Origin of the sequence: Streptomyces sp. NWU339, from assembly GCF_003143855.1 — a bacterium.
In the GTDB taxonomy this organism is placed as follows: Bacteria; Actinomycetota; Actinomycetes; order Streptomycetales; family Streptomycetaceae; genus Streptomyces.
In genome coordinates this window covers 261,421-285,673 of sequence record NZ_QFRK01000002.1, presented here as the reverse complement: position 1 = coordinate 285,673, position 24,253 = coordinate 261,421, and the positions used below count along the sequence as shown (strand labels likewise).

The 24,253-nt window shown below is 72.2% G+C and carries 17 protein-coding genes and 1 pseudogene; 5 read left to right on the top strand and 13 right to left on the bottom strand.

Annotated elements, in window-relative coordinates; genetic code table 11:
* Positions 1-93: 93 nt before the first annotated feature.
* On the bottom strand, positions 94-1,209 hold the full coding sequence (locus tag DIZ27_RS04275) for an SDR family oxidoreductase (protein ID WP_109376914.1): 1,116 nt from the start codon (positions 1,207-1,209) through the stop codon (positions 94-96).
* A gap of 192 nt (positions 1,210-1,401) precedes the next feature.
* Here DIZ27_RS04275 and DIZ27_RS04270 point away from each other — a divergent pair, with 192 nt between their 5' ends.
* Together DIZ27_RS04270 and DIZ27_RS04265 are read left to right on the top strand one after the other, a co-directional pair.
* The gene (locus DIZ27_RS04270; RefSeq protein WP_109376913.1) at positions 1,402-2,844 is read left to right on the top strand and encodes a zinc-dependent metalloprotease; all 1,443 of its coding nucleotides are present in this window, start codon (positions 1,402-1,404) and stop codon (positions 2,842-2,844) included.
* The gene (locus DIZ27_RS04265; RefSeq protein WP_109376912.1) at positions 2,841-3,368 is read left to right on the top strand and encodes an NUDIX hydrolase; all 528 of its coding nucleotides are present in this window, start codon (positions 2,841-2,843) and stop codon (positions 3,366-3,368) included. The genes DIZ27_RS04270 and DIZ27_RS04265 overlap by 4 nt, the downstream gene beginning before the upstream one ends.
* Positions 3,369-3,465: 97 nt before the next feature.
* Here DIZ27_RS04265 and DIZ27_RS04260 read toward each other — a convergent pair whose 3' ends face one another.
* The 4 genes from DIZ27_RS04260 to DIZ27_RS04245 all read right to left on the bottom strand — a co-directional run bounded on the left by DIZ27_RS04260 (position 3,466) and on the right by DIZ27_RS04245 (position 7,378).
* Positions 3,466-4,221, bottom strand: coding sequence for an AIM24 family protein (locus DIZ27_RS04260; protein ID WP_109376911.1), 756 nt, complete (start codon positions 4,219-4,221; stop codon positions 3,466-3,468).
* Positions 4,222-4,238: 17 nt separating this feature from the next.
* The gene (locus DIZ27_RS04255) at positions 4,239-4,919 is read right to left on the bottom strand and encodes an AIM24 family protein (protein ID WP_109376910.1); all 681 of its coding nucleotides are present in this window, start codon (positions 4,917-4,919) and stop codon (positions 4,239-4,241) included.
* 11 nt (positions 4,920-4,930) lie between these two features.
* Positions 4,931-6,646 (bottom strand): TerD family protein, encoded by a 1,716-nt coding sequence (locus tag DIZ27_RS04250; protein WP_109376909.1) that lies wholly within the window; start codon positions 6,644-6,646, stop codon positions 4,931-4,933.
* 108 nt (positions 6,647-6,754) lie between these two features.
* Positions 6,755-7,378, bottom strand: a complete 624-nt coding sequence (locus DIZ27_RS04245; RefSeq protein WP_109376908.1) for a M48 family metallopeptidase — start codon at positions 7,376-7,378, stop codon at positions 6,755-6,757.
* A 284-nt stretch (positions 7,379-7,662) separates the two neighbouring features.
* Between DIZ27_RS04245 and DIZ27_RS04240 the strand changes: the two genes are divergently transcribed.
* Positions 7,663-8,889, top strand: a complete 1,227-nt coding sequence (locus tag DIZ27_RS04240; protein ID WP_109376907.1) for a ThiF family adenylyltransferase — start codon at positions 7,663-7,665, stop codon at positions 8,887-8,889.
* Entirely contained in the window at positions 8,882-10,339 is a 1,458-nt protein-coding gene (locus tag DIZ27_RS04235; protein WP_109376906.1) for an AarF/ABC1/UbiB kinase family protein, read from the top strand. The genes DIZ27_RS04240 and DIZ27_RS04235 overlap by 8 nt, the downstream gene beginning before the upstream one ends.
* Before the next feature lie 154 nt (positions 10,340-10,493).
* On the opposite strand, the gene DIZ27_RS04230 is transcribed toward DIZ27_RS04235, so the two are convergent.
* The 4 genes and pseudogenes from DIZ27_RS04230 to DIZ27_RS04215 all read right to left on the bottom strand — a co-directional run.
* Complete coding sequence (locus DIZ27_RS04230) at positions 10,494-10,817, bottom strand: hypothetical protein (RefSeq protein ID WP_109376905.1); 324 nt, start codon at positions 10,815-10,817, stop codon at positions 10,494-10,496.
* A complete protein-coding gene (locus tag DIZ27_RS04225) occupies positions 10,814-11,182 on the bottom strand; it encodes a WhiB family transcriptional regulator (protein WP_109376904.1) in 369 nt (122 codons plus the stop codon). The genes DIZ27_RS04230 and DIZ27_RS04225 overlap by 4 nt, the downstream gene beginning before the upstream one ends.
* A gap of 171 nt (positions 11,183-11,353) precedes the next feature.
* On the bottom strand, positions 11,354-11,671 hold the full coding sequence (locus tag DIZ27_RS04220) for a hypothetical protein (protein ID WP_109376903.1): 318 nt from the start codon (positions 11,669-11,671) through the stop codon (positions 11,354-11,356).
* Positions 11,672-11,836: 165 nt separating this feature from the next.
* Positions 11,837-14,117, bottom strand: a pseudogene (locus tag DIZ27_RS04215) (ATP-dependent DNA helicase UvrD2); the annotation flags it as partial.
* A gap of 145 nt (positions 14,118-14,262) precedes the next feature.
* Between DIZ27_RS04215 and DIZ27_RS04210 the strand changes: the two are divergent.
* The gene (locus DIZ27_RS04210) at positions 14,263-14,505 is read left to right on the top strand and encodes a mycoredoxin (RefSeq protein ID WP_109376902.1); all 243 of its coding nucleotides are present in this window, start codon (positions 14,263-14,265) and stop codon (positions 14,503-14,505) included.
* 66 nt (positions 14,506-14,571) lie between these two features.
* Here DIZ27_RS04210 and nudC read toward each other — a convergent pair whose 3' ends face one another.
* The 4 genes from nudC to DIZ27_RS04190 all read right to left on the bottom strand — a co-directional run bounded on the left by nudC (position 14,572) and on the right by DIZ27_RS04190 (position 24,094).
* Positions 14,572-15,516 (bottom strand): NAD(+) diphosphatase, encoded by a 945-nt coding sequence (gene nudC / locus DIZ27_RS04205; protein WP_109376901.1) that lies wholly within the window; start codon positions 15,514-15,516, stop codon positions 14,572-14,574.
* Positions 15,517-15,674: 158 nt separating this feature from the next.
* Complete coding sequence (locus tag DIZ27_RS04200) at positions 15,675-17,087, bottom strand: dipeptidase (protein WP_109376900.1); 1,413 nt, start codon at positions 17,085-17,087, stop codon at positions 15,675-15,677.
* 10 nt (positions 17,088-17,097) lie between these two features.
* Positions 17,098-20,607: an ATP-dependent DNA helicase gene (locus DIZ27_RS04195; RefSeq protein ID WP_181383365.1), complete on the bottom strand. Its 3,510-nt coding sequence runs from the start codon at positions 20,605-20,607 to the stop codon at positions 17,098-17,100.
* Positions 20,608-20,707: 100 nt separating this feature from the next.
* Positions 20,708-24,094, bottom strand: a complete 3,387-nt coding sequence (locus DIZ27_RS04190; protein WP_109376898.1) for an ATP-dependent DNA helicase — start codon at positions 24,092-24,094, stop codon at positions 20,708-20,710.
* Between the last annotated feature and the right edge of the window lie 159 nt (positions 24,095-24,253).

The window sequence follows — 24,253 nt, the reverse complement described above, 5'->3', positions numbered from 1 at the left end:
CACGCCCACGCCAACACGGAACAGCTCCACCGCCCCGTTCACCCCGCACGCGCGCTCAGCAGGGTCTCCCGGCCGGCGGCTCCTGCCCCCTTCTCAGATCCGCCGGCGGGTCTTCCGCGCCCGCCGCACCACCGCGGCCGCGCCCAGCAGAGCCACCGTCGCTCCCGCGGCACCCGCCGCCGTCGCGTCCTTGCGGCCGAGCCGCCGCCCGGCGACCGTGTGCCGACCGGAGACCTCCTCGAGCAACTCGGCGAGCACCTCCTCGTTGGTGTAGGTGGGCCGCCACCCCGCGTCGTGCAGCCGGCTCCCGCTGACCACCCAGGGGTGCATCGTGTACGCCAGGTCCCCGGCCGGGGACGGGGTCAGCCCGATCCGGTGCAGCCGTGCCGCCGCGCCCAGCGCGACCGCCGACGGCAGCTCCATCCGCCGGATTCCGCTGAGCTCCTCGACCTCCTCCTGCTCCAGCCATCCGTCGCACCCGACGGCCAGCTCACCGTCCACCTCTTCCCGGACCGCGTACTCCAGGGCGCTGCACAGATCATCGACGTGGCAGAACTGCCACGCGGGCCGAGAGCCGGCCACCACGAGCAGCCGCGGGGACTCGAAGTACCTGGTCAGTGCGGTGTCGGTGCCCCCCACCAGCACAGCGGGCCGTACCACCGTGACGTTGAGACCGGGGTGCGCGCGGGGCGCCCTGCGCGCGAGCCGCTCGATCTCCAGGAGATCACCCACACCGGTGGCCTCGGCCGTGGCCCGCAGTTCCGCGTCCTCGGACAGCGGCAGCTCATTGTCCGGGAGCGCCCCGTAGACCATCGTCGAGGTGCACAGCACCACCCGGCGCACCCCGGCCGCCGCGGCGGCCGTCAGCACGGTCTGCGTCCCGCGGACGTTGTAGGCCGTTCGGGCGGCGGCCTCGGTCTCCAGGTCGAGGTCGAGTGCCAGATGGACCACGACGTCGGCCCCGCGCAGCTTGTCCGCGATGGCGGGATCCCGTACGTCCAGGATGTGCCAGTGCGCCTCGGCGCACTCGCCGCGGCGCTCGTCGATGGCGATGACCTGCTTGATCTCCTCCGAGGCGGCGAGTCGCTCGGTGAGCAGCGCGCCGACACCGGCCGCGGCGCCGGTGACCGCGACGACGGGCCCGCGCGGGGACGACGGGCGGGTCGGCTGGTTTCGCGCTGCGCGAACCTGCGGATCTGGGGAACTCACCGGGCGTCTCCAGCGGTTGTCTTCAGTACGAGCGCATGCGAAGCATGTGTACCAGGTGGCATCCATCCTGCCGCAGGCCTTCTGTCGGCGAAGCATCGAGGCCCGAACCGCTTCAGGTGTCTACGCTGGGTGGTGTTGTCGGGCAACCGTGCCGCCGGAAAGAACCGGTGGCCCTACCAGCCGAGGAATCCCGTGAGTGACACCCCATTCGGATTCGGCCTTCCGCCGGAGGAGCCGGACGACGGCGACGAGGGCAAGAAGAAGGACCCGCAGAGCGGTGGTGGTCAGGACCCGGCCAACCCGTTCGGTTTCGGCATGCCCGGGGTCGGCGGCTTCGGCGGCCCCGGCGCCGACAATCCGTTCGCCGCGATGTTCGGTTCCCTGAACCCCAACGACCTGGGCGCCGCGTTCCAGCAGCTCGGACAGATGCTCTCCTACGAGGGCGGTCCGGTGAACTGGGACATGGCCAAGCAGATCGCCCGCCAGACGGTCTCCCAGGGCACCTCGGACGGCACGAAGGACGCCAGCGTCGGCCCCGCCGAGCGCAGGGCCGTCGACGACGCCGTCCGTCTGGCCGACCTGTGGCTGGACGACGCCACCTCGCTGCCGTCCGGTGCGGCCTCCTCGGTGGCGTGGAGCCGCGCGGAGTGGGTCGAGGCAACCCTGCCGGCGTGGCGGGAGCTCGTCGACCCGGTCGCCGAGCGCGTCGGGGCCGCCATGGGCGACGTGCTGCCGGAGGAGATGCAGGCCATGGCGGGCCCGCTGATCGGCATGATGCGCTCGATGGGCGGCGCCATGTTCGGCACGCAGATCGGTCAGGCCGTCGGCGTGCTGGCCGGTGAGGTCGTCGGCTCCTCCGACATCGGCCTGCCGCTCGGCCCGGCCGGCAAGGCCGCGCTGCTGCCGGTGAACATCGCGGCCTTCGGCAAGGACCTGGGCATCCCGCAGGAGGAGGTGCGGCTGTATCTCGCCCTGCGCGAGGCCGCCCACCAGCGCCTGTTCGCTCACGTGCCGTGGCTGCGCTCGCACCTGTTCGGCGCGGTCGACGGCTATGCGCGCGGCATCAAGGTCGACACCGCCAAGCTGGAGGACGTCGTCGGCCAGTTCGACCCGCAGAACCCGGAGCAGTTGCAGGAGGCTCTCCAGCAGGGCATGTTCCAGCCGGAGGACACCCCTCAGCAGAAGGCCGCCCTGGCCCGTCTCGAGACGGCGCTGGCCCTCGTCGAGGGCTGGGTGGACGCCGTGGTGCACGCGGCGGCGAAGCCCCGGCTGTCGTCCGCGGACGCGCTGCGCGAGACGCTGCGCCGCCGTCGCGCCTCGGGCGGCCCCGCGGAGCAGACGTTCGCCACGCTGATCGGTCTGGAGCTGCGCCCGCGCCGGCTGCGCGACGCCTCGCGCCTGTGGGCCTCGCTCACCGACGCGCGCGGGGTCGACGGCCGGGATGCCCTGTGGGCCCACCCGGACATGCTGCCGACGGCCACCGACCTGGACGATCCGGACGGTTTTGTGCACCGCGAGCAGATCGATTTCTCCGAGCTGGACAAGATGCTCGGTGAGGCGGCCGGCAAGACCGACCTCAGGAAGAGGGACGAGGGCACGGACACCGGCGAGGGCAAGGGCGACGGCACCGAGTGAGCCTGTACGACGACACGGTTCTCGTGCTCAAGGGGTACGAGAACCAGCCGGAACTCCGCCAGGCCTACCTCGACCACCTCGCCGCGCACCAGGACGGCATGTGGAAGGCCTGCGACGCCGGCCACATCACCGCGAGCTCCCTGGTCATCGATCCGGGGCGCGGCCGGGTGCTGCTGACCCTGCACCGGAAGCTGCGGATGTGGCTGCAGATGGGCGGTCACTGTGAGCCGGGTGACGCTTCACTCGCGGCTGCGGCTCTGCGGGAGGCCACCGAGGAGTCGGGCATCGCGGGGCTGACCCTCCTGAAGGGCGGGCCGGTGCGTCTGGACCGGCACGCGATCCCGTCGCCCTGCCACTGGCACTTCGACGTCCAGTACGCGGCCGTGGCGTCCCCGGACGCCGCACACGCCATCAGCGACGAGTCTCTCGACCTGCGCTGGTTTCCGTACGACGAGGTGGCGGACGTGGCCGATACCTCGGTCGTCCGCCTGCTGGAAGAGACCCGGACGAGACTGGGCGTCTGACGCACGGGCGCACACGGGATGAGCGCTGTGCGAAGAGCACACGCGTGGGGGCAACCGCCACGGGCGGTCGCCCCTCACCTCTGTCCTGGCCAGCGGCTCAGCTCCAGACGTTGCCCTGGTTCTGTCCACGGGCGCCCTGCTGGCCCATGCCGTACTGTGCCGCGAGGCCGGAGCCGATCTGGGCGTTCTGCGGCGGCAGCAGCTCGCTGGGCTGGACGAGTGCGAAACCGCTGCCCATGAAGCTGAACTCCCAGCCCTCACCGGTGCTGCCGCGGCGCCGCCACACCCCGGAGGAGTGGGTCTGGGCCTGCATCTGCACACGCAGCCCCGTGGACCAGGCGACGATCGCGTCGGCGTCGCAGCTGACGTACTTGTCCGGCGTCACCTGCATCAGCAGCGGCATGCCGGAGGTCATCAGCGCGACCTTGCCCTGGCCGGTGATGTTGAGCTGGTACTTCCCGGAGCCGGAGATGCCGTACAGGCTGTCGACGGCGATGACCTCGTGGTGCAGCGAGGAGTCCATCGCGAGCACATAGCTGCTGTCGACGGTCAGCCCCTCGTGGTCCACGTCCATGAGATGGATGTGCTGGGCGAGGTTGGCGAGGTAGACCGTGCCCTGCCCGTGGCAGCGCATCAGGTCCAGTCCCTCACCGGTGCGCGCACGGCTGTGTGCCTGACCGCGGCTCTGGTACTCGGCGTCGAACTCGACGAGTCCCTGATAGGCGATCATGCTGCCCTTGCGGGCGAGGATGTCGTCGTGACCCCCCAGGACGACCCGGAGCATCTGCTTGTTCTGCAGGCTCCAGCGTTCCTGGGTCTGCTGGTCGTTGTAGGCGAAAAGCGGGCTCTGCATGGTGTGGTTGCTCCCCCTCAGCCCCGGACCCGGAGACGGTCGGTGCTGTCCTCACTGGGCTGGACGACGACGATGCCCTGACCGGAGAACGCCATCTGGTAGGCCTCGCCGCTGCCTCGGCCGATCAGCGACTGTGCCCGGAAGCTGCGCTTGCCCTTCACCTTGAGGTTCGGGGACCAGGCCACCAGGGCGTCCGGGTCGACGTACGTCTCGTCCTCGCCACCGCCGCAGTCGACGACGATCGGCTTGCCCCGGGAGGTCAGCGCGACCCAGCCCTGCCCGGAGATCCTGGTGTTCCACAGGCCCTGCCCGGCGAACTTCGCCAGGCCCTTCACCCGCTCCACGCCCCAGGACAGGTGGGCGTCGAAGGCGAGCAGGTTGGTGGCGTTGACGGAGATGCCGTCGCCGTTGAGGTTGATCACGACGACGTTGGCACCGTAGTCGGCGAGGTAGAGCAGGCCGTCGCCGGAGCACTTCATCAGCGGCGCGCCCTCCCCGGTCATCCAGTCCCGCGCGATCTGGCGCACGGCCGACGGGTTGGGCTCGTACTGGACGAACCCTTCATAGGCGACCATGGATCCCACGCGCGCGAAGAGGTCGTTGCCGGTCTGCATGGCGACCTTCAGCATGTGGTTGCCGTGGTTCTCCATGCGCGCGGTGACGGGGGCGGGGGCGTAGCCCGCGAGCGGCTGGTTCATGACGGGCTCCCTCAGATCTCGTACGGCTGGACGACGATGAAGTTGCCGGGCGCTCCCCGGAACTGGAGGTTGACGCCCTCCCCGGTGTCGCCGGGGTAGGAGTTGCGGCGCATTCGCACCTGACTGGAGACGATCACCTGGGAGGCGGCCGACCAGGCGACCACGGCGTTGCAGTCGGCGAACGTGGTGGGCGTCACCGGCAGCACCACGGGCACACCGTGCGTCTTCACGACGATGGTGCCGGTCCCCTGGAACTGCATCGTGAACAGCGCGCCACCGGGAATGCCGTGCCCCTCGATGCGGCGGACCTCGTACTGGAGGCCTTCGTCGAAGGCGAGGACGTTCTCGGCGGAGACGCACACGGCGTCGCCCTGGAGCTCGATCGGGTGCAGCATCGTGGCGTCCTCGGCGAAGAACACCTGGCCCTGGCCCGTGCAGCGCATCAGCTGCATCTCCTGGCCGGTCGCGTTGCCCACGATCCGGCCGGTGAACCCCGCGCCCTTGTAGCTGAAGTCGACCTTGCCCTGGTAGAGGACCATGCTGCCCTGCCGGGCCAGCACGGGCTGACCGCCGATGCCGAGGTCGACGCGGACGAGCTTCCGGTTCTGCTGGGTCCAGCGCTGCCCGGTGGGCGTCTCCTTGAACATCTGGAGCGCGCCGAGCACACCCGGGGTCTGCGGTGCGCCCTGGGGAGTACCCTGCGGTGCCCCGTAGGGCGCCTGCGGGCCGGGCATCTGACCCGGCATCTGACCCGGCAGTCCGGGCGGCGGCTGCTGGCCGTAGCCGGGTGGGGGTGTCGGATGACCGTGACCGGGCGGCGGGGCGGGAGCCTGCGGTGCCTGCGGCTGTGCGCCGTAGCCAGGGGGCGGCGGGGCGCTCGGAGCGGGCGGGCCGGGTGGCGGTGGCTGCTGGCCGGGCCGGCCGAAGGGCGCGGGCGCCGGAGCCGGAGCCGGAGGCGGCACCGGGGGGCCGCCGGGCGGAGTGTTCAGGGGCGCGACGATCGTCTGCGCGGCGTGCACCGACGGCGCCGGAGCCGGTGGCGGGGTGGCGCCGGGAGGAGGGGCGAAGCCCTGTGCCGCGGGCTGAGGGGCCGGCGCGGGGGCGGGAGCGGGCGCGGGGGTTCCGGGCACGGCGAACGCGGGCGGCGCGAAGCCGGGGGCGCCGCCCGCCTGCGGCTGCTGCGGGGCGGCGGGCTCCTCCTCCGCCACCTCACCGCCGAAGTTCTTCAGCAGCGCTTCGAGCCCGCCGTCGAAGCCCTGACCGACGGCGGCGAACCGCCACACGTCCTTGAAGTAGAAGTCACCCAGCATCACCGCCCGCTCGGTGGAGAACTCAGAGCCGTCGAAGGGGTAGCGGGCCACTTCCTCGCCGCCCGCGACGATGCGGATGTATCCGGGACCGATCTGGGACATCTGCCCGGCGCCGTCGAGCGTCGCCGTGAAGGACAGCTTCCTGATCTGCTGTGGGATCCGGTCCAGCGTCACCCGGAAGGATTCCGTGTCGCCCGCCTGCGCACCCAGGAGCTGAAGGGACTCCTCGGGGGACTTCGGCTGGTTGAAGAAGACGAAGTACCTGTCGTCCGAGAGCCGTTCGTCGGCGTCGAGACCGAAGCAGCTGATGTCGAAGGTGAGCCCGGGGCCGGAGATCTGCACGCCGACGTACAGGTCCGTGCCAGCGGTGAGATCACTGATCCTGGCCTTGTGGCCGCGTTGGAATTCCCTGGCCATGCGTACGACCGTCCCCCATCCCGAATGCGAGTGCGTCGCGCCAGGCTAACGGCAAACCCGGACAACCGACGAAGTCGGTACAGACCCGGTACACAACACGCGCGTGCCCTACGGCGTGCTCGCTTCGGACGGCGTTCCCTCGGCGCGGGTGCCGGGCAGATGCGGCAGCCGCTCGGCCGCGACCACGCCTTCGAGGTAACCCCGGGCCCGTTCCGTCTTCGGATACGCCTCCAGCAGGCGCCAGAAACGGGGCCCGTGACCGGGCACCAGCAGATGCGCCAGCTCGTGGCAGAGGACGTAGTCGACGACGTACTCGGGCATGCCCTGCAGCCGGTGCGACAGGCGGATGCTGCCCTCGGACGGCGTGCACGAGCCCCAGCGCGTGTTCTGGTTGGTCACCCACCGCACTGAGCGGGGCAGGGCCCGCCCGTCGAAGTACTGGGCCGACAGCCGCTCGGCCCGCTCGGCCAGTTCGGTGTGCCCGAGTGTCCGCCTGCTCTCCTGGGCGGCCAGCTTGTCGAGCATGACGTTCACCCAGCGCTGCTCCTCCGCCTCGGACATCCGGGCAGGAATGAGCACGACGGTGCGATCGCCCTCGCGGTACGCGGACACCGTTCTGCGTCGGCGGGAACTCCGGCGGACCTCGATCGCGCTCGCCCGTGAGCCGTTCATCGCCTGGCTCGTCGTGCTGCGCTGTGGTGGGGCGGCGCGGTGCGGTGGGTCGGCGGGCACGCCCCGACGTTACCCGCTGGCCACGGGGAAGTCCCGGTTCCGGGACGCTTCGATGCCGAACCCCCCACCATGCGCAGGATTTATAGGATCATTCTCCCCGCCTGTGGACAACTTTCCGCACACTTCTTCAAAGCGGTGCATGCTGGCACTCGTCGACCGCTCCACGAGCGGGTTCAGCCGTACTGGGCTCCAGCGGTACCGGGCAGCGCAGTTCAGCGGTGCCACGACGGGTTCGGTGACACACGGCACTACGGCAGCGATCAAGGGCATACGGGGGACCTGGCATGCATCCGATGGTGAAACCCGCGCTCCGGCGCGGATGGCGCGACCTCAACACCGTGCAGTTCGGGATGACACCCGCGCACGCGTTGACCCTGGGGCCGGTGGACACGGCGACGGGCAGCTTCCTCGACCTGCTCGACGGCACCCGCGGGCTCGATCACCTGCGTGAGGAAGGCCGGCGCATGGATCTGCCCGACGGCCATGTCGACCGGCTCATGACCAGACTGTCGCGGGCCGGGCTCCTGGACGACTCCCGGGGCGGCGGTCCGGCCGCTGGCGCCCTCCGCGAGAAGCGGGAGGTCCTCGACCGGCTGCGCCCCGATCTGGCCTCGCTGACCCTGACCACCTCCGCACCGGGCGACGCGCTCGGGCGACTCGCCGCGCGCCGCGGCGCGCGGGTGCAGGTGAGGGGCGCCGGCCGGGTGGGCGCGATGCTGGCGGCACTGCTGTCGGGAGCCGGTGTGGGCGAGGTCGACGTGCGCGACATCGGGCAGGTCGAACCCTGGGACGTCGCACCGGGCGGCCTGCCCGCCGAAGCCATCGGCGACCGCAGGGACGAGGCGGCCCGCCGCGCCGTACGCCGCGCCGCGCCGGACCGACCGCGGCACCGTACCGCCCGGTCGCCGTCCGAGGGGGGCGATCCCGGGTTCTCCCTGGTGATCCTCGCTCCCCGGGACGATGTCGCCGTGCACGCACCCGACCCGTCGGGGGCCGAGCCCCTGGTGGCCTCCGGAACACCCCATCTCCATGCGGGCGTGGCGGAGGGGACCGGTGTCGTCGGACCTCTCGTCCTGCCCGGTGAGACGGCCTGCGCGGGCTGCCTCCACGGGGACCGGGCCGACCGGGACCCGACTTGGCCCCGTATGGTCGCCCAGTGGCGCTCCGGGCGGCAGCGTCGGGTGGGGGCCTGCGACATGGCTCTGGCCGCGACCGTGGCCGGACTGGCCGGCGCCCACGCGTTGGCTCACCTGGACGGCCATGTTCCGTCCAGTGCCGGCACTCGTTGGGAGGTGTCCCTCCCAGGTCTGCACTGGCATGCGCGACCGGTCCGGGCCCGTCCCGGGTGCCCGTGCGGAGCGGCGGAGGGGGACGCGGTGAAAGGTATGTCGGAACACACCTCCGAGTACGGCCGGGCGCACGAGACAATGGCTCCGCAAGGGCCGTCGAAGGAGTTGTGCCGTATGGCGGACGCGGAGCGGCCGGCAGGGACTTGGAGGGCGCATGTCTGATCTTCCCCGGAAGGCGGTCACCCGGACCGCCAAGCTGGCCGCGCTCCCGCTCGGCTTCGCCGGGCGGGCGACCTGGGGGCTCGGCAAGCGGATCGTGGGCGAGTCCGCGGAGATCGTCGGCCGGGAGCTGCAGCAGCGCACCGCGGAACAGCTGTTCAAGGTGCTCGGCGAACTCAAGGGCGGCGCGATGAAGTTCGGCCAGGCCCTGTCGGTCTTCGAGTCGGCCCTGCCGGAGGACATCGCCGGGCCCTACCGCGCGGCGCTGACGAAGCTTCAGGAGGCGGCCCCACCCATGCCGACCCGCACCGTGCACGCGGTGCTGGAGGAACGGCTCGGCGAGGGCTGGCACGACCTGTTCCTCGAGTTCGAGGACAAGCCGGCCGCTGCGGCCTCGATCGGCCAGGTGCACCGGGGAGTGTGGCACGACGGCCGCGAGGTGGCGGTCAAGGTCCAGTACCCGGGCGCCGGCGAGGCCCTGCTGTCCGACCTGAACCAGCTGAGCCGGTTCGCCCGCCTGCTCGGCCCGCTCGTCCCCGGTGTGGACGTCAAGCCACTGATCACGGAGCTGAAGGACCGGGTCGCGGAGGAACTGGACTACGCCTTGGAGGCCCGGGCCCAGCAGGCCCACGCCGAGGAGTTCGCGGACGACCCCGACGTCGTCGTACCGGCAGTGGTCCACCAACGCGAGCAGGTGCTGGTCACCGAGTGGATGGACGGCGTACCACTGTCGGAGGTCATTTCGGACGGCACGGAAGAGCAGCGCGACCGGGCCGGTCAGCTCCTGGCCCGCTTCCTGTTCTCCGGCCCGGCCCGCACCGGGCTGCTGCACGCCGATCCGCATCCGGGCAACTTCCGTCTGCTGCCCGGCGGTCCGGACGGCGAGGACGACTGGCGTCTCGGCGTACTGGACTTCGGCACGGTCGACCGTCTCCCGGGCGGGTTGCCCCACCCCATCGGCGAGGCCCTGCGGATGACACTGGACGGCGAGGCGGAGGCCGTCTACCGGATGCTGTGCGCGGAGGGTTTCGTCAGGGAGACCATCGAGCTGGATCCCGACGCGGTCCTCGAGTACCTCCTGCCGATCATCGAACCGGCGCGGGTCGAGGCGTTCACCTTCACCCGTGGCTGGATGCGCGGCCAGGCCGCACGCATCGGCGATCCCCGCTCCCCGGCCTACCAACTGGCCAAGCAGCTCAACCTCCCTCCGGCCTATCTGCTGATACACCGGGTGACCCTGAGCACGATCGGTGTGCTGTGCCAGTTGGGCGGGACGGTACGGCTCCGCGATGAACTGCAGGAGTGGCTGCCGGGATTCCTCCCGGAGGAACCGGAGCTGGAGGAACCGGAACTGGACGCGGAGAGCCTGGCGAACACGGAGAGCGCGGTGGAGGCGGCGGAAGCGGAAAGCGCGGGGGCCCTGACGGAGGAGAAGTCGACGGCTCAGGCGTGAGACGCGCGGGCCGCGCCCGCCGTCGCGGCCCGCTCGGTGCAACGCACCGCGGGGGCCGGTCCGTTCGGCACGGACCGGCCCCCGCGGTGGAGAGAGACCGCCGGGTCAGCCGGATCGGAGGAACCGGCTGATCAGCAGAATCGCTACTGCACGGCTACTGCATGACGGCCATGGCGAGCGCGCGGCGGGCGCGCCGGGAGGCACGCTCGGCGCGGCGCTGCATCCGGCGAGCGGTCACCAGGCGTACAGCCTGGCGCTCCCGCTCAGCCTCGTGCAGCCGCTCGTGCATATGCGCACGGGCCAGGGCTTCTGGGATGAGTTGCATCTCACGGGTCCTGTTCTGGCGCGAGTCGTTCGCGCCGCTGGTGGTGAAGTCTTCGGTCGCGGAGCCTGCGGGCTCGTCGGCGGTCGGCATCATCGGGGCCTGCTTCTGCGGGTCGTGCGTGAGGGGATGGTCGATCGTTCCTGGGGTGTTCATGCCGTGACCGGGTTCTTGCGCGGACGGCCACGCGGCCGCTTCCGGGCGACGACAACGCCCTGGACGAACAGCTCCCCGCCCCAGACGCCCCACGGCTCACGCCGCTCCTTGGCCCCGGCGAGGCAGGCCTCCATCAGGGGGCAGGTACGGCAGAGGGACTTGGCGTACTCCACGTCCGCCGGGGACTCGGCGAAGAAGACCTCCGGGTCGTAGGAACGGCACGGGACGGGTACGCCGAGGTTCTCGATGGCGTCGTCGAGCGCGGTGAGCGCGATGAGCGGAGTCAAGGTCGGGTCCTCCGTGGAGCCAGGCTTGGGGATCGTGTCGGAAGGCGGTACGGACGGGGCGTGCGCTTCGAGTTGCACGGTTCGTCTTCCTCGTCTGTTCGTTCCGGCCGGTGGGCCGGGTGGCGGCTGGTACCGGGTTCTTGTCTTGTCCCGAGGCGCTTCGGTCCGTCGCCCCCGTTCGGGGACAAACAGAAGGGCCGCGGATCCCGGATGGGGTTCCGCGGCCCTGAAGGCGCCGGCCTGATCGAATCAGGCTGGATGACTCCAGGGTTCTGGCCCACGGAAGGCCCACATCAGGTGGTGCTGCGTCGTCGTCTGCTTCCGGAATCCGGCACCGGTCGCCGCAAAGGCATAGGCCTGCGCCTGTGCCTCTACCGCTTCCAGTGCCTTGATCGGTCGCTCATCGCGCTCACGGAGGACAAGGCCCGCGGGAGCAACGAAGGACGCCGGACGTGCGGCAGGGATGCCGGACAGACCAGTGCCCTGATGCGAGGCGCCGAGCATGCACAGGGAGACGGCCGAGCGATCGGTCATTTTGACGACGGAGCTGGTGTTGATGCTGATCACAGGACTCGCCTCCTCTCGGCGTATCAGGGGACCGGGGTCAACCGGTCCGGCGAATATGCAAGTACAACACGGACCCGGGGCCTGTGAGAAGGCCGCCGTTCCCGTGCCTAAGAACCTATGGGGCTTCCCGGGGCATGCGCAAACTATTTTCTCGACGAGTTGGAATCAGGCCTGATCCTTGCCATGCGCCCCGTCCCCGCCTGCGCATATGGCCAGTACGTCGGCTCCGTAGCGCCCCAGCTTGCGCATCCCCACCCCGGGGATGCGGGCGAGCCCCGCCGCGTCCTCGGGGACCGTCTCGGCGATGGCCATCAGCGTCTTGTCCGTGAAGACGCAGAAGGCCGGCTGTCCGCTGCGCCGCGCCTGCTCTCCGCGCCAGTCGTACAGCCGCTCGTAGAGGCCCTCGTCCATGTCCGAGGGGCAGTCCTCACAGCGCATCAGCTTCATCTCGCCCGCGTCCGTAAGGGTGCGGCCGCAGACCCGGCACCGGGCAGGGCTGCGCTGCCCGCGCCGGGGGCCCGGCGCCGCAAAGGGGGACGCGGCCGCCCCGGACACACCACGCTCCACACCTCCCGCTCCCCCCGCACCACCCCGGCCGCCCGCGGCCGCCGAGCCGGAACGCAACCCGTCGAGGAAGCGGCTGGCCCGGCGGTTCGCCCTCCCGCCGGGCGAACGGGAGAGCGCCCAGGAGACATGGAGACGCTCGCGCGCTCGGGTGACACCGACATAGAGGAGCCGACGCTCCTCCTCGATCTGCTCGTCGGTCTTTGCGTAGGTGATCGGCATCATCCCCTCGGCGACACCGACCAGGAAGACGACGTCCCACTCGAGGCCCTTGGCCGAGTGCAGCGAGGCGAGCGTGACTCCCTCCACGGTCGGGGCGTGCTGGGCACCGGCCCGCTCGTCGAGTTCGGCGACGAGATCGGCGAGGGTCGCACCCGGTCTCGCGGCGGCGAAGTCCTGGGCCAGGTTCACCAGAGCGGCCAACGACTCCCAGCGCTCCCGCACCGCACCCGAACCCGCCGGCGGCTGGGCCGTCCAGCCCTGGCCGGACAGCACGGCACGCACCTGGGAGGGCAGGTCGGCGGCATCGTCGAGGAGACTGTCGTTACCGCCGAAACGGGCCGCCCCACGCAGGGCGACGCCCGCCCTGCGCACCTCCGGGCGGTCGAAGAAACGCTCGGCACCACGCAGCTGGTACGGCACCGAGGCGTCCGCGAGGGCCTGCTCGTAGGTCTCGGACTGGGAGTTCGTGCGGAACAGCACGGCGATCCCACTGGCCCGGACACCCGCGTCGATCAGTTCGCGGATCCGGCGCGCGGTGCCCTCGGCCTCAGCGGGTTCGTCGGGGTACTCGGTGAAGACCGGCTCGGGTCCCGGATCGCGCTGGGAAACCAGTTCCAGCCGGTGGTCGGCGGCACGGCCACGCGCCTGGGCGAGCAGACCGTTGGCGAGGTGGACGACCTGGGGGGTGGAACGGTAGTCACGGACCAGTTTCACGACGGTGGCACCGGGATGCCTGGTGCGGAAGTCGAGCAGGTGGTCGGGCGTTGCGCCCGTGAACGAGTAGATCGTCTGGCTGGCGTCACCGACCACGCACAGGTTCTCCCGGTCGCCGAGCCAGAGCTCCAGCAGCCGCTGCTGGAGCGGGCTGACGTCCTGGTACTCGTCGACGACGAAGTGCTGGTACTGGGCGCGGACCTGTTCGGCGATGTCTCGCCGGTCCTGCAGCACGGCCACGGTGAGCAGCAGCACGTCCTCGAAGTCGATGACCCCGCGCTCCCGCTTGAGGTCCTCGTAGGCGGCGTAGAGCTGCGCGATCTCGGCGGGGTCGCGGGACGCCTCACGCGCGGCCTTGGCCGCGGCGGGCGGGTAGTCGGCCGGGACGGTCTGGGTGACCTTGGACCACTCGATCTCGGCGGTGACGTCCCGCAGCTCGCCCCGGTCGAGGCGGATGCGGCAGGCGGCGGCCGCGTCGGCGACGAGCTGGATCTTCCGGTCGACCAGCCGGGGCAGGGAACCACCGACCGCTTTCGGCCAGAAGTACTGGAGCTGGCGGAGCGCCGCCGAGTGGAAGGTGCGGGCCTGGACCCCGGCGGCGCCGAGCTGGCGCAGCCGGCCGCGCATCTCCCCGGCGGCGCGGTTGGTGAAGGTGACGGCGAGCACGCTGGAGGGCTGGAGGATGCCGGCGCGCACCCCGTAGGCGATCCGGTGGGTGATCGCCCTGGTCTTGCCGGTACCGGCGCCCGCCAGCACACACACCGGGCCGTGCAGGGCGGTGGCCACCTCGCGCTGCTCGGGGTCGAGCCCTTCGAGCACCGCGTCGGCCGAGTCCGGTACCCGCGGGAAGAGAGGGGAGGGCGTTGCTGCTGTCACACCGCCATGCTGCCAGGTCACCGGAGACCGATGAGCCGGGTTGTCCACAGGCAGTGCCTCGCGGTCGTACTGATACGACGCGGGTCCCACCAGGAGGAACGGGGTGGGCCGGAGCGGACGCCGGGCGGACCCCGCCGCAGGGGAATGCCTGCGCTTTCAAGTACGTTCCTCCCACATCGAGGACTTCCCCGAGCAGCCGAAGGAGCACAAGAGACATGCCGGGCACTGTGACGATGTACAGCACCACGTGGTGCGGTTACTGCCGCCGTCTGAAGGGCCAGATGGACCGCGAGGGCATCGCGTACACCGAGATCAACATCGAGCAGGACCCGGACTCCGCCGCCTTCGTGGAGAAGGCGAACGGCGGAAACCAGACAGTTCCGACTGTGCTCTTCCCGGACGGCTCGACGCTCACCAACCCGTCGCTGGCGCAGGTGAAGCAGAAGGTCGGCGGCTGAGCGAGCGGTTCACCGGAAGCGGGGTGGGCGTCCCGGGTCGAGGGACGCCCACCCCGCTTCCGTGTGTCAGAAGGCGCTGCGGGTCGGGAGGGGCTTGCCGTACCAGCGCTCGATCAGGCGGGCCGCGATCGAGATGCCGTAGGGCGGGAGCACCTCGCCGGACTCGAAGGCGGCGCCCAGTTCCTCCCGGGAGAACCAGCGGGCCTCGTGGATCTCGTCGCCGTCGACGGTGATGTCGGTCGAGGTGGCGCGGGCGACGAAGCCCAGCATGAGGCTGGAGGGGAAGGGCCAGGGCTGGCTGGCGATGTACTCGACCTCGCCGACGCTGATGCCGACCTCCTCGTGGACCTCACGGCGCACCGACTGCTCGATGGCCTCGCCCGGCTCGACGAATCCGGCGAGTGTCGAGAAGCGGCCCTCGGGCCAGTGGACCTGGCGGCCGAGCAGGATGCGGTCGTGCCGGTCGACGACGGACATGATCACGGCGGGGTCGGTGCGCGGATAGTGCTCGGCGCCGCAGGCGGGGCAGCGGCGGATGTGGCCGGCCGCGGCGATGACGGTGCGCTCGCCGCAGCGGGAGCAGAAGCGGTGCAGGCGCTGCCAGTTCTCCAGGGCGACCGCGTGCACCATCAGGCCCGCGTCGCGTGGTGACAGGAACAGGCCCGCCTCGCGCAGTCCGGCCGGGCGGGCGGAGTCGTCCATGCGGCCGGGCAGGGAGTCCTTCTGGAGGGCGAAGTAGCTGACGCCGTCCTCGTCGGTGCCGAGGAAGTAGCGGTGTGCCTCGGTGAGCGGCGCCTCGAAGGAGGGTGTCATGACGAGTTCGGTGCGGCCGTCCGCCGTCTCGTCGATGAGGACCTGGCCGCCGGAGACCACGAAGCAGCGCGTCGAGGGGTGGCTCCAGGCCGCCGCGAGCCATGCTTCGTCGAGCCGGTGGTGGGCGGCTCGGTTGATGCCGCTCGGGGCGGTGAGCGAGACGGGGCGGTCGGCGATGTGGTCGGTCCTGGTGGTCACGGGTGCTTCCAACTCCCCCGGTGAAACGGATTGGGTCGGCGGTTGGTTCGGCGGGACGTACGGCGGGAGGCGACCGGTTCCGGCGGCACGCCCGGCGACGGGGGTGCTTCCAGTGTGCCCCGTCGCGGGCGCCCCGGGGCCGGGCGGCCCCGGGGCGTTCAGGGCACGTGCCGCCAGTGCTCGGCGAGGTCGCCCCAGAGGTGTGCGGTGGTCTCGACGCCCTTGAGGAGGAGGTCCAGTTCGACCTTCTCGTCGGGGGCGTGCCATCCGTCGGACGGGACGGAGATGCCGAGGAAGAGCACCGGTGCGCCGAGGACGTCCTGGAGGTCGGCGGCCGGTCCGGAACCGCCTTCGCGGGTGAAGCGGACGGGTTTGCCGAAGGCGCGGCCCATGGCACGGGCCACGGACTCGAGGGCGGGGTGGTCGAGCGGGGTCAGGCACGGGCGGGTGGCGGGGCGGAAGGTGATCTCGCAGCGGATGCCCTCGGGGATCTGCCCCGCCGTCCAGTCGCGGACGGTTTTCTCGATGTGGTCGGGGTCCTGGCCGGCGACCAGCCGGAAGGACAGTTTGACCATCGCCGAGGACGGGATGATCGTCTTGCTGCCGGGGCCCTGGTAACCGCCGCCGATGCCGTTGACCTCGGCGGTGGGGCGGGCCCAGACGCGCTCCAGGGTGCTGAATCCGGTCTCGCCGTGAGTGCCGTGCGACTTGGCGGTGCGCAGCCACTCCCGTTCGTCGAAGGGGAGCTCGGCGAAGAGCTCGCGTTCGCGGTCGGTGAGCTCGACGACGCCGTCGTAGAAGCCGGGGATCGCCACGCGCGCGTGTTCGTCGTGCAGGGCGGCGACCAGGCGGGCGACGGCGGTGGCCGGGTTGGGCACCGCGCCGCCGAAGGAACCGGAGTGGATGTCCTGGTCCGGGCCGTGCAGCCGGATCTCGCACTCGGCGAGGCCACGCATGCCGGTGCACACGGTCGGGGTGTCCTCGGACCACATGCCGGTGTCGGAGACGATCACCGCGTCGGCGGCGAGCCGGTCGGCGTGCTGCTCGACGAGTGCCCGGAAGTGGGGTGAGCCGGATTCCTCCTCGCCCTCGATCAGCAGCTTCAGGTGCACGGCGGGGGTGGTGCGGCCGGTCGTGGCGAGATGGGTCCGCACCCCGAGGGTGTGGAAGAACACCTGGCCCTTGTCGTCGGCCGCCCCGCGCGCGTAGAGGCGGTCGTCCCGTACTACGGGTTCGAAGGGCTCGCTGTGCCAGCCGTCCTCGCGGGCGGCGGGCTGCACGTCGTGGTGGCCGTAGACCAGCACGGTGGGTGCCCCGGGGTCGTCCGAGGGCCATTCGGCGTAGACGGCGGGGGCGCCCGGAGTGGGCCAGACCTCGGCGGTCGGGAAGCCGGTCTCGGTGAGTTTGGCGGCGAGCCAGTCGGCGCTGCGGCGCACGTCGGGCGCGTGATCGGGTTGGGCCGACACCGAAGGGATGCGCAGCCACTCGACGAGGTCGTCGAGGAAGGCGGCGCGGTGCTGCTCGATGTACGTACGGACGGCGCTGACGGCACTGTCAACGGGCTGGCTCATGGTCTCGAGCCTATCGGCCCGCGGAGGTGTCCTCGGAGTGCGGTATCTCACCGGACGGTTCCTCCAGCAGCAGCCGCTCCAGCGCTTCGCGGTCCGGCAGCGCGCCGGGGCGTACGACCTCGCCGGTGCGTACGTACAGGAAGGCGGCGGTGACCGACTCCAGGGGCACGCCCTGCTGCTCGGCCCAGGCGAGCCGGTAGACGGCGAGCTGGAGGGGGTCGGCGGTGCGGTTGCGGTGGGTCTTCCAGTCGACGATCTCGTACGTCGTCCCGCCGCTTCTCTTCTCTCCGGCGCCCTTTTCTCCGTCGTCCTGCCGGTAGACGGCGTCGATGCGGCCGCGTACGACGCGGCCGGCGATCGCCAGCTGGAAGGGGGCCTCCACGCGGTAAGGCGTGCGGCGGGCGTACTCGGTGCGTTCGAAGGCGTCCTTGAGGGCCGCGAGGTCGTGTTCGTCGGCGATCTCGGCTTCGCTGCCGGGAAGCTCGTCGGGTTCGAGCATGGGCAGCGTCAGTTCTTCGAAGCGGCTCTCGACCCAGGCGTGGAAGCGGGTGCCGCGGCGCGCGGCGGGCTGCGGTGGGCGGGGCATGGGGCGGGCCAGTTCCTGGGCGAAGCCGTCCGGGTCGGCGGCCAGGCGCAGTAGCTGGGACGTGGTCAGCGACGCGGGCAGCGGAACCTCGGTGACGCTGTCGCGGGCGCGCAGCAGTTCGCCGGTGAGGGCGTCGAGGTCGCGGTCCCAGGAGGCGACGGTACGGGCTTCCTCGGGAGTGAGCCGAGGCGTGGCGGGCTCCGGAGGGGGCGCCTGGTGCGGGATCCGGAGCGGGACGGCGGGCCGGCCGTCGTCAGGACGGCCGTCGGTGGTGGGGCGGTCGGTGGTCCAGGAGTCCCAGGCGCCGGGGTCGTCGTCCGCGAAGGGGTCGCCCTCCTCGGGCGGGAGGTGCTCGTCGTCCGGTGGCGGGGGCCAGTCCGGGTCGGCGTACGTGTCGGGAGCGTGGACGGCCGCGGGGTGGTCGTCCGGGTCGCCGACGAGGCCTTCCAGGTGGGCCAGGACGGTCTCGGCGGCGGCGCGGCGGCGGGCGAGGGCGTCGTCGTCCAGCGGGAGGGGCCATGCCTGGTCCTGGGTCGCCCGGTGCAGGGCGGGGTTCTCCTCGTCCTCGGCGGGCTCGTCCGCCCAGGCCTCGATCTCGCCGTGCCCGGCGGCGCAGTGGTCGTGGAGGGCCTGCAGGAAGGCGGACGGCCCACGCGGTTTCTTCTGCGAGGGCCCCCACCAGTGGCCGGAGCCGAGCAGCAGCGAGCGGGGGCGGGTGAAGGTGACGTAGCCGAGGCGGAGCTCCTCGGTGTGCTGGTGCTCCTTCATGGCGTCGTGGAAGGCCTTCAGTCCCTTGGAGTCCCAGGACTCGACATCGGGCAGGGTGTCGGCGTCGCCGCGCAGCCCGTGGGGCAGCACCTTGCCCTGTGCGGTCCACTTCTCGCGGCCCTGGCCGCTGGGGAACGTACCGGTGACCAGTCCGGGGACGGCCACGACGTCCCACTCCAGGCCCTTGGACTTGTGGGCGGTGAGCACCTTGACGGTGTTCTCGCCGCCCGGCAGGGCGTTGTCGAGGCCCTTCTCGTACTGGGCGGCGGTGCGCAGGAAGCCGAGGAAGGCGAGCAGGGTCGCCTCGCCGTCCCCGGCGGCGAAGGAGGCGGCGACGTCGAGGAAGTTGGACAGGGTCTCGCGGCGGCGGGCGGCGAGGGCGTGCGGGGACGCCGACAGTTCGATCTCCAGGCCGGTGACGGCGAGGACGCGGTGCAGGACGTCCATCAGCGGGTCGGCCAGGGAGCGGCGCAGGTCGCGCAGTTCGGTGGCCAGCCGGGCGAACCGCACGCGCGCGTCCGGTGAGAAGGGCAGCCCGTCGTCGCCCTGCCCGTCCAGGGGCGTCTCCAGGAACGTGTCGAGGGCGTCGGCGAGTGAGATCACTTCGGCCGGGTCGATCCCTTCGACGGCTGCGGCGAGGCGGCGGTCGGGGTCGTCCTCGCCGTCCACGCGCGCGTGGGACACGAGCAGTCGCGCGCGGCGGCCGAGCAGGGCGAGGTCGCGGGGTCCGATGCGCCAGCGCGGGCCGATCAGCAGGCGGACCAGGGAGGCGTTGGCCCCGGGGTCCTGGAGGACCTCGCAGACGGCGACCAGGTCGGCGATCTCGGGCAGGTGCAGCAGCCCGGACAGGCCGACGACCTCCACGGGTACGTCCCGGGCGACGAGGGCGCCCTGGATCTCGGCGAAGTCGGTCGCCGTGCGGCACAGGACGGCGATCTCGCCGGGTGCCTTCCCGGTGCGTACGAGGTGGGCGATGGAGTCGGCGATCCAGTCGAGTTCCTCGGCGTGGGTGCTCAGCAGGGCGCAGCGGACGGTGCCGTCGCGTTCGGCTCCCGGCGCCGGGCGGAGGGCTTCCACGCCCGCGTGCATGGCCCGCAGGGGGTCGGCGAGGCCGTTGGCGAGGTCCAGCAGGCGGCCGCCGCTGCGGCGGTTCTCGCTGAGCGACTGGCGGGTGGCGGGGCTGCCGTCGGCCCGGGCGAAGTGCTCGGGGAAGTCGTCGAGGTTGGCGACGGAGGCGCCGCGCCAGCCGTAGATCGCCTGGCAGGGGTCGCCGACGGCGGTCACCGGGTGGCCGGTGCCGCCGCCGAACAGGCCGGCCAGCAGGACGCGCTGGGCGACCGAGGTGTCCTGGTACTCGTCGAGGAGGACCACGCGGAACTCGTCGCGCAGGACGCGGCCCACTTCGGGGATCCGGGCGAGCCGGGCCGAGAGGGCGATCTGGTCGCCGAAGTCGAGCAGGTCACGTTCGCGTTTGGCGGTCCGGTAGCGCAGTACGAGGTCGGCCAGTTCGCGCCGTGCGGCGGCCGCTTCGGGCACTTTGCGCAGGTCGGCGTTGGTGAGCCTGGTGTTCTCCAGGGTGCGCAGCAGCTCGGTGTCGTGGTCGCGCAGGTCCTCGGGCCGTACGAGGTGTTCGGAGAGTTCGCCGTCGAGGGTGAGGAGGTCGCCGACCAGGTCGGGGAAGGAGCGGGTCAGTGCCGGGTAGGGGCCGGGAGCCTCGCGCAGCACCCGCGCGGCGAGCTGGTAGCGGGTCGCGTCGGCGAGGAGGCGGGAGGTCGGTTCGAGGCCGATGCGCAGCCCGTGGTCGGCCAGTAGGCGGCCCGCGAAGGCGTGGTAGGTGGAGATCACCGGTTCGCCCGGCGGGTTGTCCGGATCGAGGGTGTCGGGGTCGGTGACGCCGGCCTTGATCAGCGCCTTGCGGACGCGTTCGGCGAGTTCGCCGGCGGCCTTGTTGGTGAAGGTGAGGCCGAGCACCTGCTCCGGGGCGACCTGGCCGGTACCGACCAGCCACACCACGCGCGCCGCCATCACCGTCGTCTTGCCCGAGCCGGCTCCGGCCACGATCACCTGGGGAGCGGGCGGCGCGACGATGCAGGCCGTCTGCTCCGGGGTGAAGGGGATGCCCAGGAGTTCCTTGAGCTGATCGGGGTCGGTGATGGGTGCGGGCACATCGCAGAGGCTAACGGCGATCGCTGACACCCGGGGCCGTACGGCGCTCCGGGAGCGGAGAACCGCGGGCCGTCGAGGGCGGCGCGACGCGTGACGCCTGTCACTCGACCACGTGCCGCCCCTCGGGCCGGGCGCTGCACGAGGCCCGAAACGCGCAGTGGGCGCAGTGCTGGCCGGTGCTCGGGGTGAAGCGTTCGTCGAGGACCTTGCCGGCGGCCGTGGCGAGCAGGTCGCCGACCCACTCCCCCTCCAGCGGCTGCTGGGCCTGCACCTTGGGCAGGATCTCCCCGCCGTCCCGTTTGGCGGCGCCCTGGCGCAGCTGGACCAGCTCGGCACCCCCCGTCTCGGGGCGTGTTCCGTCGAACACCTCGTCGACGGCGCCCTCCTGGACGGCGAGCTGGTAGACGGCGAGCTGGGGGTGGCGGGCCACCTCGGCGGAGCTGGGGGCCTGTTTGCCGGTCTTGAAGTCGACGACGTAGGCGCGGCCCTCGCCGTCGGCCTCGACGCGGTCCATCTGGCCGCGGATGCGGACCTCGTAGTCGCCGGCCTCGAGGCTCACGTCGAAGTCGTGCTCGCTGGCCACCGGGGTGCGTCCGGCGCGGTCCATGACGTGCCACTGCAGGAAGCGTTCGAGTGCCACGCGCGCGTTCTGCTTCTCCTGCTGCGACTTCCACGGCGCGTCGAAGGCGAGCGCGTTCCACACGGAGTCGAGGCGTTCCATGAGGACGGCGAGGTCGGCCGGGGTGTGTCCGGAGGCCACCTCGTCGGCGAGGACGTGCACCACGTTGCCGAAGCCCTGGGCGGCGGTCGCGGGCGCGTCGGCCTTCACCTCCCGGCCGAGGAACCACTGCAGGGCACAGGTGTTGGCGAGCTGGTCGAGGGCGCTGCCGGAGAGCACGACGGGCTGGTCGCGGCTGCGCAGCGGCACCTTGCTCCGGGTGGGTTCGTACATGCCCCACCAGCGGTAGGGGTGTGCGGACGGCACCAGGGGGCGCCCGTCCTCGTCGGCGAGGGCGGCGAGCCGGGCGAGCCGGTGGGCGGCGGCCTCCCTGAGCGTGTCGGAGACGCGCGGGTCGACCGTGGTGGCGCGCAGTTCGGCGACGAGCGCGGCGACGGACAGCGGGCGGCGCGGGCGGCCGGTGACGTCCTTGGGCTCGACGCCGAGTTCGGTCAGGAAGCGGGAGGGCTGGTCGCCGTCGTCGGCGGGGGCCTTCACGGCCGTCACGACGAGGCGTTCACGCGCGCGGGTGGCCGCCACGTAGAACAGTCGGCGTTCCTCGGCGAGGAGCGCGCCGGGGGTGAGCGGTTCGGCGAGGCCGTCGCGGCCGATGCGGTCGGCCTCCAGCAGGGAGCCGCGGCGGCGCAGGTCGGGCCACAGGCCCTCCTGGACGCCGGCCACGACGACCAGCCGCCACTCCAGGCCCTTGGCGCGGTGCGCGGTCATCAGGCGTACGGCGTCGGGGCGTACGGCGCGTCGGGTGAGGGTGTCGGCGGCGATGTCCTCGGCGTCGATCTCCTCCAGGAAGTTCAGGGTGCCCCGGCCGCCGGTGCGTTCCTCGGCGCGGGCCGCGGTCGCGAACAGGGCGCACACCGCGTCGAGGTCCCGGTCGGCGTGGCGTCCGGCGGCACCGCCCCGGCGGGCGGCGCGTTCCAGGCGTGCGGGCCACGGGGTGCCGTCCCACAGGTCCCACAGCGCCTCCTCTGCGGTGCCGCCGCCGGCCAGGCGTTCGCGTGCCGTGCGCAGCAGCGCACCGAGCCGCTGGGCGCCGCGCGCGTACGTGGGGTCGTGCACGACCAGCCGCTCGGGTTCGGCCAGCGCCCGGGCGAGGAGTTCGTCCGAGGGCGGTGGCAGTGGGTTGCCCGCGGCCCGCTCCTCCTCGCGCAGGGCCCGGCCGAGGCGGCGCAGGTCCGCGGCGTCCATGCCGGCGAGGGGGGAGGTGAGCAGGGTGAGGGCGGTTTCGGTGTCGAGCCAGCGGGGCTCCGGCCGGTCCGGTTCCCGCGGCTGTCCCTGTCCCTCGCCCGGCTCCTCGCCCGGCTCCGGCTCCTCGCCCGGTTCCGGGTTCCGCTCCCGCTCTCGTCCCGGGCCGTCGGCCGCCTCCGCCGTCGCCACCGCCCGCAGGGCCGTCAGCAGCGGGGTCACCGCCGGTTCGTGGCGCAGGGGGAGGTCGTCGCCGTCGACGTCCACCGGGACGCCGGCCGAGGTGAGGGCGCGGCGGACGACGGGGAGGGTGCGGGAGCCGGCCCGCACCAGGACGGCCATGTCGCTCCAGGCGACGCCGTCCTCCAGGTGGGCCCTGCGCAGGATGTCGGCGATGTTGTCCAGCTCCGTACCGGGTGTCGGATACGTGTAGACCTCGGCCCGGCCGCCGTCCCGGGACGGCGTGAGTTCCCGGTGGGCGCGGACCTTCTCGGCGGGAAGGCGGGTCAGCGGCATGCGCTGGGTGACCAGGCGGGTGGCGGCCAGCAGGGCCGCGCCGGAGCGGCGCGAGACCCGCAGCACCTCGACCGGGGCCGGGCGGCCGTCCGTACGGGGGAACGCGTCGGGGAAGTCCAGGATGCCGTTCACGTCCGCGCCCCGGAAGGCGTAGATCGACTGGTCCGGGTCGCCGAACGCGACCAGGGTGCGGCCGCCGCCGGCCAGCGCGTGCAGCAGTCGCACCTGGGCCGGGTCGGTGTCCTGGTACTCGTCGACGTACACGGCGTCGTACCGCGCGGCGAGCCGCCGGGCGATCTCCGGGCGGCGGGCGAGGAGCACCGCGCGGTGGACCAGTTCGGCGTAGTCGAGCACACCCTGCAGGTCGAGGACGTCGAGATACTCGGCGAGGAAGGCGGAGGCGGCACGCCAGTCGGGACGTCCGATGCGGCGGGCGAAGGCGTCCAGGGCGTCGGGTCCGAGGCCCAGCTCACGGCTGCGGGCGAGCACCGCGCGGACCTCGTCGGCGAAACCGCGGGTGGTCAGGCAGGCCCGCAGTTCGTCCGGCCAGCGCACGTGTGCCAGACCGAGACGTTCGAGGTCCGCCTGGCCGGCCAGCAGCTCACGGACGGTGACGTCCTGTTCGGGGCCCGAGAGCAGGCGCAGCGGTTCCACGAAGAGATCGCTGTCCTGGTGGGCGCGGATCAGGGCGTAGCAGAACGAGTGGAACGTGGTCGCCTGCGGGGCGCGTGCGGCTCCTGTCCGCAGGGCCATGCGGTCGCGCAGCTCGACGGCCGCCCTACGGCTGAACGTCAGCACGAGGATGCGTTCGGCATCACCGCCACGGGCGATGCGCGCGGCCACGGACTCGACGAGCGTGGTCGTTTTCCCGGTGCCCGGGCCTGCGAGAACGAGCATCGGTCCGGTCCCGTGGTCAACCACGGAGCGCTGTGCGGCGTCCAGGCGAGGGGGAGCCTTGCGAGCCGGCGGGGTACGGACCAGTCGATGAGCGCCACGGGTCCCCCGCCGCACCTGGGGGTGCGACAGGCCGTTGGTGGAGGAAGAGGAGCTCACGTGGTTCGCCGGTCCTGGTGGGTGTGCTGGTTGCCGTTCCACCGCGTGTGGCGGGCGGTGGCCGCGAGGTCGGGGGAGGCGGAGGGACACGTGCTGGTGACGCTAGACCGACGGAGAGTGCGGAAGCAGGGCTTCCGGATTTTCCCTCCCGACGCTCGC

Coding starts and splice junctions, on each gene's coding strand:
- DIZ27_RS04200 (WP_109376900.1), bottom strand. CDS start 17,087: ATGAGCCAGCCCGTTGACAGTGCCGTCAGCGCCGTCCGTACGTACATC.
- DIZ27_RS04230 (WP_109376905.1), bottom strand. CDS start 10,817: ATGAACACCCCAGGAACGATCGACCATCCCCTCACGCACGACCCGCAG.
- DIZ27_RS04235 (WP_109376906.1), top strand. CDS start 8,882: ATGTCTGATCTTCCCCGGAAGGCGGTCACCCGGACCGCCAAGCTGGCC.
- DIZ27_RS04210 (WP_109376902.1), top strand. CDS start 14,263: ATGCCGGGCACTGTGACGATGTACAGCACCACGTGGTGCGGTTACTGC.
- DIZ27_RS04255 (WP_109376910.1), bottom strand. CDS start 4,919: ATGAACCAGCCGCTCGCGGGCTACGCCCCCGCCCCCGTCACCGCGCGC.
- DIZ27_RS04250 (WP_109376909.1), bottom strand. CDS start 6,646: ATGGCCAGGGAATTCCAACGCGGCCACAAGGCCAGGATCAGTGATCTC.
- DIZ27_RS04260 (WP_109376911.1), bottom strand. CDS start 4,221: ATGCAGAGCCCGCTTTTCGCCTACAACGACCAGCAGACCCAGGAACGC.
- DIZ27_RS04240 (WP_109376907.1), top strand. CDS start 7,663: ATGCATCCGATGGTGAAACCCGCGCTCCGGCGCGGATGGCGCGACCTC.